Here is a 9593-nt window from a genome sequence, read left to right as displayed (position 1 = left end):
TGCATGGCTTGTTCCTCCTTGTTGGTATTGGCTTTTCTCAAATCCAATTATCCAACAAAAGAGATGAACAAGCCATGCTTTTTTAATTTTTAGCGGACACTACTGATTTTCAAAGTTAATTTTCAACTGCTTGATTTGGCTTGCATTACCCCAATTCCATCCAGCCTTTATTTCTACAATGTAGATGCAATTATTCTTTTCAAATTCCAAATCAATCCCTATTAACTGTGATTTTTTCGCACTAAAAACTCTATCGCATACAAAAATTGCCAAACCTTCAATGAAATCACCAAATAAAGTCTCTTCTTGAGATTGAAGAAAGGCATCTAAAAATCCTTTTATTAAGTCTTGGGCAGTCAAAATATTTTTAGCCCTGAACAAATAAGGATTTTTCTGCTGAAGAATTTTATTTAATTCTGTTGTAGTTGTAATATATTCAAGCCTCTTTTGATGAAAGGCGGAAATATGCTTTTCAACATATTCGTAAACTTCATTTAGATTTAGATGATTCATACTTTACCTTTGGCTCAAATAATACAAACTCTTTTTCTGTTTGATTTTTCTTGGACATCTCCACATATTCAGGCAATATTTCTATGCCTATAGAATTACGATGCATTAATTTTGCTACACTTAAAGTTGTGCCTGAACCTGCAAATGGGTCTAATACCCAGTCATGCTCTTTTGTAAATAATTTTATAAACCATTCGGGCAGTTCTTCAGGAAATGGGGCGCTATGGTTTTTGTTATTACAAACTGTTGCAAAATGTAAAACATTTGTAGGGTACACTTTATCTCTATCCATCCAATTAGAGATATTTTTACCAAAACCGCTCCCGCTTTTTGAATTATCCCTTATTTTATCCGTTTCGCTTAACCTCTTTAATCTACCCGATGCCCAATCGCCAACAGGCACCATTACTGCTTCCTGATACATTTTAAATTGTCGGGTTTTGTTGAACTGTAAAAGTCTTTCCCATGCATCGCGAAAACGATTTGGCCATTTGCCGGGATAACAATTTTTCTTATGCCAGATAAATTCCTCTGTCCAGAGCCAGCCTTGTTCACGTAATGCCAAAATCAATTCCAAAACATAGGTATGCCTCTCGCCATTTTCAGCCTTTTCTTTGATATTCAAAATGAATGTTCCATCAGGTTTAAGAACCCTCAAAAGTTGCTCACCAATTGGCAGGAACCATTCAACATAGTTTTCAGGTTTAATGCCGCCGTAGGTATGTATTCTGCGGTCAGCATAAGGGGGTGAAGTGAAGACTAAATCAATAGAATTATCATCAAGGGTTCTTAAAACCTCTTTGCAATCACCAAGAATTATATCACTGATAATTTCTTTCATATTATTTGTTCGTAACCTAAACTATCTCTAAAGTTCTGTCTACAGCTTCTGTTAATTCACGACCAAGTTTCTCTTTTGCCTCATACTGTAAATCTTCCAAAGTTATTGCAAAAACCAATTGCTCTTTATTTATTGTCTTCATATTTCCCCTCTACTTCAAAGGAATTCTTCTGCCTTAAACATGGTCATCCTTTCAATTGCCTTCATAATGCTGTTCCATTTTACATCTTTTGCCCATTATGTCGCAACGCTTTAATATGTTCACGCTCAAAAATGCACAGATGCAAAGCATAAAAGCAGACTATAGACCATAGACTTTAGACTACAATTAGAGTCAACGAGTAGAAAATTCAGAGTTTCAGAGTTTTTACTTTGACTCTTTGATATTATGACTCTTTGACTCTATTGTCTAATGTTTTTAGTCTGTCTTCACCGCCTTTGCACCAATATCCCTTCTATAATGCACCCCATCCCAATCTATATTTTCTACCGCTGTATAAGCATTCTTGATTGCCCTTTTTATGCCTGTTCCAAGCGCTGTTACGCCAAGCACCCTGCCGCCATTTGTAACAAGTCTGCCATCTTTCAAGGATGTCCCTGCGTGAAAAACAAATACATCCTTCATATCCTTTACACCTTCAATCCCTGTTATAACCTTGCCTTTTTCATAATCTCCGGGATAGCCTTCAGATGCCATTACAACGCACACCGCTGCTCTTTTATCCCATTCAAGTTTTATGTCTTTCAGCCTATTTTCTACTACTGCCATAAATACATCAACAATATCGGTTTTAAGACGCATGAGTATTGGCTGGGTTTCAGGGTCTCCAAACCTTGCATTGAATTCCAAAACCCTTGCCCCTTTTTTTGTAAGCATAAGCCCTGCATAAAGGACACCTTTAAAAATTCTGCCTTCAGATTTCATTGCATTGACTATCGGGAGCATTATTTCATCCATAACCTTTTTTTGCATTGAAGGGGTGATGATTGGCGCAGGCGAGTATGCGCCCATGCCGCCTGTATTCGGACCTTCATCATTATCAAAGACCTGTTTGTGGTCTTGTGCAGATGCAAGCGGCAGGACAAATTCGCCGTCTGTCCATGCAAGGAATGACGCCTCTTCGCCTGAAAGAAATTCTTCAATAACAACCTTATTGCCTGCGCTGCCAAATGCCTTTTGATTCATTATAATATCTATTGCAAGGAATGCCTCGTCCATTGTCGGGCATATAAAAACACCCTTGCCTGCTGCAAGACCGTCTGCCTTTACTACAACAGGCGGATGGTGTTTTTCCGCATACTCTTTTGCCTCATCTGCATTATCAAAAACCTTATATGCAGCGGTTGGTATGTTATATTTCTGCATCAATTCTTTTGAAAATGCCTTACTCCCCTCTATTTCAGCAGCCTTTTCGGATGGCCCAAAAATCTTTAGTCCTGCCTTTTCAAACTCATCAACAATGCCCATTGTAAGAGGCTGTTCAGGACCAACAACTGTCAGAGCAATGTTTTGCTTAAGCGCAAATTCTTTTAAGGCATTTATGTCATCTGCCTTTATATTTATGCACTCTGCAAGTTCGGCAATTCCGGGATTGCCGGGAGCGCAGAAGATTTTTTCAACCCTTTTGCTTTGGCTAACCTTCCATACAATTGCATGTTCCCTGCCGCCGCTGCCAATCACTAGTGTTTTCATTTTAGTTCTCCATTTTATTTATGATGTTGTGTTTAATGCCCTGTCCAAGAATCTGACCTATAACAGTTGCAATAAGGAATAGTGGTATTAATTTGTAGCTTACCATAGCAAGTCTTCTCATGAGTATGCTTAAAAGTATAGGGATGTAGATGCATCGCCCCCATTTTTTTGAAAATCTGGGTGCAGTTGAACGAACCATGCCAAATGGGATATTGATTAGTATCAATAATAAGAATATAATAAAAAACATAAGGTTTTGAATTATATCATTAAGGATTTCTTAAATGCAAAAGAAGTTTTTAGAAACTGAATTAAAGATACTTAAAGACAAAGATATTTATCGCAGTCTTTCTATTATTGAAACCTCTCAGGGGCCTAGAATAATAATCAATGGGAGAGAATGCATCCTTTTCTGTTCAAATAATTATCTTGGTCTTGCAGACCATCCTGATGTAAAGGAGGCTGCTATAAAAGCAATTGAAAGGTATGGTGTTGGTTCAGGTGCATCAAGACTAATATCAGGAAGCATGAATCTGCACATGGAACTGGAGGAAAGACTTGCAAGATTCAAAGGCACTGAATCTGCGCTTTTATTTAATTCAGGTTATCATGCAAATCTTGGAATAATAACAGCGCTCGCGGGCAAAGGGGATTTCATATTTTCTGATAAATTAAACCATGCATCAATTGTTGATGGGTGTATATTAAGCGGTGCGGTGTTTAAACGATACCCGCACAAGAACTTAAATGTCCTTGAAGGTCTTTTAAAAAAACATTCAGCATTCAACATTCAGCACTCAACCCTTATCGTTACAGATGCTGTATTCAGTATGGACGGTGATATTGCACCTTTAAAAGAGATTTTAGAACTATCCGAGAAATATGGTGTAATGCTTATGGTTGATGATGCCCATGCAACAGGTGTCTTTGGCAGGAACGGCAGTGGGACTTTGGAATATCTGGGGATAGAAAATCCAGATATAATCCAGATGGGCACACTGGGGAAGGCAATCGGTTCTTTTGGCGCCTATGCAGCAGGCAGCAGAAAACTTATAGACTATCTTATAAATAAGGCAAGACCGTTTATATATACAACAGCCCTGCCGCCATCAGTATGTGCAGCAAGTATTGCTGCCATTGATATAATTGAAAGAGCGCCTGAATTAAGGCAGAATCTATGGGATAGGATTTGGTGTTTTAGGAAAGAACTAAAAGAGGCTGGCATAAAAATGATGTCAGAAGAAAGCCATATAATTCCGCTCTTTATTGGTGATGCTAAAAAGACAGTTGAAATAAGCAATAAACTCTTTGAAAGGGGCATATTTATACAGGCAGTAAGACCTCCGACTGTGCCTGAAGGCACAAGCAGACTGCGTATAACACTGATGGCAAATCATTCGTGGGATGATATGAAATATGCGTTTAAGGTAATCAAGGAAATGGTGAAATGACTATAAGGACAAACTCAACACTCAACATTCAACACTCAACACTGCTTTTCATCCACGGCTGGGCAACAGATTCGTGGGTCTGGAGAAATCAGGTTAGAGAATTTTCAAAAGATTATAATGTTATATCTATAAACCTGCCGGGATACAGCGGAAAAGACAACTGGACTGAAACTTCCCTACAACCTGCAATTGACAAGATTTTACGCATCACGCATCGCACAGCACACAGCACAGATTTGGTTGGCATTAGCTGGTCGCTCGGTGCGTCAGTTTTAATGTCTATAGCAGTCAAAGAGCCTGAAATATTTAAAGGGCTTATTCTGGTTGGTGCAACACCATGTTTTGTGAAAAGGAATGATTTTCCATGGTCACAGTCAAAACCTCTGGCAAAAAGGATGCTCAGGGATTTAAAAAATGACCCTGAAGAAACTCTATCAAGGTTTTATCCATTGAATTTTACAGACAAAGAACTCGCTGACAAAGAGGCACAGGGGTTTATAAGGCATTATCACTCATCACTCATCACTCATCACTCATCACTTCTTTTATCCCTGGAGGCACTGTTGAATCTGGACATGCGAGATGATATTAAAAAGATAAAGGCAAAAACCCTTGTCATACACGGCAGCAAAGATGCAGTATGTCCTGTTGGTGCAGGGGAGTATATTGCAAAAAATATAAAAGATGTTTGTCTTGAAATATTTAAAGATGCAGGCCATGCACCATTTTTGTCAAGGGCAGAATTATTTAATCAGGCAGTAAGGGAGTTTTTAAAAAGGTTATGACTCTAAAGGATTCTTTACGAATTAAACAGAAGATTAAAAAACAGTTTTCCATTGCTGCAGAAGACTATGACAGCAAGGCATTTTTTCAAAAAAAGATTGCAGAAGAATTGCTGGAATATCTTGTTCCACAACTTGCAGCTTGCAGCTTGCAACTTGCAACTATCCTTGACATTGGCTGCGGCACAGGTTTTTTGACCATACCGCTTAAAAAGACATTTTCTTCTGCCAGAATATTTGCCTGCGATATAGCACATCCTATGATTAGAAGTCTGCAATTCAAAATTCAAAATTCAAAATTCAAAATTGTATTTACTACGGCTGACTGTGAATCGCTGCCTTACAGAGAAAGACAATTTGACCTTATTGTATCAAATCTTACATATCAGTGGCTGCTCTATCCAGAAAAGGCACTTTCAGAAGTCTACAGGGTATTGAAGCCGGGCGGCATATTTTCATTGTCAACACTTGGCTATGATACCCTGAAAGAACTAAGGGAGTGCTATGAAGATGCAAGTATTATTTTGAATAAAGATGGCCTTCCGCCATTTATGACTTTTTCAAAGGCACACGATATAATTTCTAAACTTAAGGAAAGCGGTTTTAAAGATATATCCTTTGCAGAAGATATAAAATTTGAGGAATACCATGGCATGCTGAATCTTTTAAAGACATTAAAATCCATTGGGGCAGGAAATCCGTTTGATAGCAGTGAAAAGAGTCTGGGCGCCGCAGCAATTCTTAAAAAGATGTCAGAGATTTACAGGCAAAGATTTGGGACAAAGAACAAAATTTATGCAACACATGAAATGCTGTTCTTTACAGCCAAAAAATAACCAAACCGTAAAAATCAATGTCTATTTTTGGGGGCAAAGGTTTTATGGACTTTTATGCCAGAGTTTGCTATATCGTTTTGTATAAAAAGGAGGTGGGCGATTATGATTACAGATGTGTTTAAAAGGGTTTTACTTGCAGGATTGGGGCTCATGAGCGTGACAGAAGATAAATTGAAAGAGGTTATAAAGGATATGGAATCAAAGGGAGAGGTTAGCAAAAAGGAAGGTGAGGAAATTGTAAAAAGCATTCTGTCAAAGGCAGAAGAAGAGAAAAAGACAATAGAAAACAGGATTGCAGAGGTTATAAAGGACTCCCTTAAAAAGATAAATATTGCGACAAGGGAAGAGGTGGTAAAACTTGAGAAAAAGGTGCACAGTCTTGAAAAGAAGGTTAAGGAACTCATGCAGGAAAAGGAAGAGTAATGACATCAGGATTTTCTGATGAGAAAAAGGCACTTGATAATATAAAACTTCTTGCCAGCACCCCTTTAAGAGACTACATCCGTGATATTATAGAACATGCTTTATCATCACCTTCACCCGATGATGCAGTAAATAACCTTGAGAGGATTATCGCATCATATAGTGAGAAGATAGTAAAGTCGCTTACCCTTCAGCCAAAAACCTTTAGCCTTCAGCCCGTCATTTATATTGCAGGCGCCTCTAATTTCCTTTCAAATATCCTTGTAAAAGATTCCTCAAACCTTGAATGCCTTTTTTTAAAGAATGGTCTTTCCACAAAAAAAGTGTTTGAGGATTTTTCTAAAGAACTCAATAAATTGTGCCCCGCATCTGCAAGGAATTCTTTTGAAGCCATTGCAAAAATCCTGCGTCAATACAGGGGAAGGGAATACTTAAGAATCGGGGCAAGGGATGTATTGAACCTTGCAACAATGGAAGAAACCACACAGGAATTATCAGACCTTGCCAGCAGTTGCCTTGCTCTTGCCTGCAGATTTTGTCTTGAAAAACTTAAGGGAGATTACGGCGTCCCGATGTTTATTGACACTGACGGGACCGAGAAAGAGGCAGAGTTTGCAGTTATAGGCATGGGCAAACTTGGGGGTAGGGAACTTAACTTCAGTTCAGATATAGACATAATATATATATATTCATCGGATAAAGGCGAGGTGGTAAAGACACCAGACACCAGACAACAGACAACAGACACCAGACATCAGACATCAGACAACAGACAACAGACATCAGATTTAAGCCTTCATGCTTTTTTTGTAAAACTGTCTGAACTCATAACAAAACTCATTGGACAGGTTACAGAAGACGGCATTGTCTTCAGGGTTGACCTGAATTTAAGACCTGAGGGCAAAAACGGAGACCTTGCCAATTCTTTAAGGAGCGCTGAAATCTACTATGAGTCATGGGGGCAGACATGGGAAAGGGCTGCAATGTTAAAGGCAAGGACTGTTGCAGGCTCAGTGAAACTTGGCGAAGGTTTTCTAAAGATGCTTGAGCCTTTTATATACAGGAGGTATCTGGACTTTACTGCAATTGAAGATATAAAGGGGATGAAGGAAAAGATAGATTTAAGTTTACTGAGGCGGGCTCCTGATACGATAGATGTGAAACTGGGTTACGGCGGCATAAGGGAGATTGAATTTTTTGTTCAGGCAATGCAAATAATAAATGCAGGAAAGGATAAAGAGATAAGGGCGAAGAATACCCTTGAAACCATTGAACTCCTTGAGAGGCAGGGTTATATAACAGCGGAAGATTCAAACATATTAAGGGAGTCATACATATTTCTAAGGAATGTGGAGCATAAAATCCAGATTGTAGAAGGCAGACAAACGCAGGCGATACCTGTCAAGGCAAATGAAATCACAAAACTTGCAAGGATGATGGGGTTTAGGGATGAGGCAGGGGCGAGGGCAGAAGAATTATTCCGGGAGAAATACAGTGGTGTTGCAGAAGATGTCCATGAGATATATGAGAAACTATTTTATAAACCATCTGAGGAATTGAAAGAAGGGGTTTCAAAAGATGTATCCATTATCTTAAGCGATGAGATAGAAAAAGGAGAAGGCATAGAGATTCTTAAAAGATTAGGATTTAAAGAGCCTGAAAAGGCATTTGAAAATATCCGTTTATTAAAGCACGGTTCTGCATTTGCCCACATCTCGCAAAAGGCAAGGAATATCCTGAATAAGATTCTGCCGTTCCTTATATCAAGGATAACCTCATCTCCTGACCCTGATATGGCATTAACCCATCTTGAGAGGTTTGTATCCAGAATAGGAGGCAGGGGGATATTTTACTCGCTTCTTGCAGAAAACAAAAAGGTTATGGAACTCCTTGTTAAACTCATTCCAACAAGCGCATTCCTGTCCCATACATTCATAGAGCATCCGGAAATTATGGACTACCTTTTGTCCATAGATGTCCATAAGCCTTATAAGAATAAGGATGAAATCAGGAAAGAACTCTCTCTGATTCTGGATGAGGTTTCGGACTATGAAGAGAAACTGGATGCGTTGCGAAGGTTTAAAAACACTGAAATCTTAAGGATTGGCATAAACGATATATTCGGAGAAATTGATATTTCAACAGTATCAAGACAGATTGCATTTCTTGCAGATGCGGCTATTGAGAAATCTTGCGAGATAGGGTTGGAAGAAATCTCTAAAAGATACGGGATGCCGTCGGATAAGAGGTTTGCTGTCCTTGCGCTTGGCAAACTCGGCGGAGAGGAGATTACATACAGTTCTGATTTGGATTTAATCTTTGTATACGGCGGGGCAGGTGAAACAAATGGGCTTAAAAAAGTCACAAACCATGAGTTTTTTGTTAAACTGTGCCAGAAAATTATTGCAGCGCTGTCTGTCATTACAAGAGAGGGATTTGTGTTCAAGGTTGATGCAAGGCTAAGACCTTCAGGGAGTTCAGGTCCTATTGTGATAACAGAGGAGGCGTTTTTAAAATACCATGAGTCAAAGGCAGAAATATGGGAAAGGCAGGCTGGTATAAAGGCAAGGTTTGCTGCCGGAGATAAGGGATTTGGCGATGAAACCATCTCAAAACTCCACAGTATCATATATGCCGGAAAACCGATTGACAAAGACATAACTGAACTCTTAAGAATCAGAAAAAGGATGGAATTAGAGATTGCCAAAGAAACTTCAGATAGATATAATATCAAAACCGGCAAGGGCGGGCTAGTTGATATAGAATTTGCAGTCCAGATACTTCAGTTGAAAAACAATGTCCGGTCTCAAAATACCATGCAAGGGCTTGATAAACTTTCAGGACAAGGCATTATAAACCGCAATGACTGTGATACATTGAAAGATGCTTACAACTTTTACCGTTTAATGGAAAATAGAATCAGGATTGTCCATGACAGGGCAGATGATGTCCTTACAAAAGGTTCAGACGATGTCTTAAAACTTGGAAAGAGGATGGGCTTTGAAGGAGATGATGCAGGGGATAGATTGATGGAGTGCTACCTAAACCATTCAT

General features: G+C 38.9%; 8 protein-coding genes. 5 read left to right on the top strand and 3 right to left on the bottom strand.

The window, feature by feature from the left end:
* Window positions 1–99: 99 nt before the first annotated feature.
* From HZC45_01830 to purD, 3 genes are all read right to left on the bottom strand, one after another.
* On the bottom strand, window positions 100–513 hold the full coding sequence (locus HZC45_01830; protein ID MBI5681902.1) for a hypothetical protein: 414 nt from the start codon (window positions 511–513) through the stop codon (window positions 100–102).
* Window positions 491–1354, bottom strand: a complete 864-nt coding sequence (locus tag HZC45_01825; GenBank protein MBI5681901.1) for a site-specific DNA-methyltransferase — start codon at window positions 1352–1354, stop codon at window positions 491–493. The genes HZC45_01830 and HZC45_01825 overlap by 23 nt, the downstream gene beginning before the upstream one ends.
* A 418-nt stretch (window positions 1355–1772) precedes the next feature.
* A complete protein-coding gene (gene purD, locus HZC45_01820; protein MBI5681900.1) occupies window positions 1773–3047 on the bottom strand; it encodes a phosphoribosylamine--glycine ligase in 1275 nt (424 codons plus the stop codon).
* A gap of 284 nt (window positions 3048–3331) precedes the next feature.
* Here purD and bioF point away from each other — a divergent pair, with 284 nt between their 5' ends.
* The 5 genes from bioF to glnE form a co-directional block, all read left to right on the top strand.
* A complete protein-coding gene (gene bioF / locus HZC45_01815; protein MBI5681899.1) occupies window positions 3332–4498 on the top strand; it encodes an 8-amino-7-oxononanoate synthase in 1167 nt (388 codons plus the stop codon).
* A complete protein-coding gene (locus tag HZC45_01810) occupies window positions 4495–5283 on the top strand; it encodes an alpha/beta fold hydrolase (GenBank protein MBI5681898.1) in 789 nt (262 codons plus the stop codon). The genes bioF and HZC45_01810 overlap by 4 nt, the downstream gene beginning before the upstream one ends.
* A complete protein-coding gene (locus tag HZC45_01805; protein ID MBI5681897.1) occupies window positions 5280–6116 on the top strand; it encodes a methyltransferase domain-containing protein in 837 nt (278 codons plus the stop codon). The genes HZC45_01810 and HZC45_01805 overlap by 4 nt, the downstream gene beginning before the upstream one ends.
* 102 nt (window positions 6117–6218) lie before the next feature.
* Window positions 6219–6539 carry a phasin family protein gene (locus tag HZC45_01800; protein MBI5681896.1) on the top strand — a complete coding sequence of 107 codons (321 nt, stop codon included), beginning with the start codon at window positions 6219–6221 and terminating at the stop codon, window positions 6537–6539.
* On the top strand, window positions 6539–9593 hold a 3055-nt coding region (gene glnE / locus HZC45_01795), incomplete at its 3' end, for a bifunctional [glutamate--ammonia ligase]-adenylyl-L-tyrosine phosphorylase/[glutamate--ammonia-ligase] adenylyltransferase (GenBank protein ID MBI5681895.1). The genes HZC45_01800 and glnE, both read left to right, overlap by 1 nt.

The organism is Deltaproteobacteria bacterium, from assembly GCA_016223005.1.
In the GTDB taxonomy this organism is placed as follows: domain Bacteria; phylum Desulfobacterota; class GWC2-55-46; order UBA9637; family GWC2-42-11; genus JACRPW01.
This window is presented reverse-complemented; position numbering and strand designations above follow the sequence as displayed.

Coding starts and splice junctions, on each gene's coding strand:
- HZC45_01830 (MBI5681902.1), bottom strand. CDS start 513: ATGAATCATCTAAATCTAAATGAAGTTTACGAATATGTTGAAAAGCAT.
- HZC45_01825 (MBI5681901.1), bottom strand. CDS start 1,354: ATGAAAGAAATTATCAGTGATATAATTCTTGGTGATTGCAAAGAGGTT.
- purD (MBI5681900.1), bottom strand. CDS start 3,047: ATGAAAACACTAGTGATTGGCAGCGGCGGCAGGGAACATGCAATTGTA.
- bioF (MBI5681899.1), top strand. CDS start 3,332: ATGCAAAAGAAGTTTTTAGAAACTGAATTAAAGATACTTAAAGACAAA.
- HZC45_01810 (MBI5681898.1), top strand. CDS start 4,495: ATGACTATAAGGACAAACTCAACACTCAACATTCAACACTCAACACTG.
- HZC45_01805 (MBI5681897.1), top strand. CDS start 5,280: ATGACTCTAAAGGATTCTTTACGAATTAAACAGAAGATTAAAAAACAG.
- HZC45_01800 (MBI5681896.1), top strand. CDS start 6,219: ATGATTACAGATGTGTTTAAAAGGGTTTTACTTGCAGGATTGGGGCTC.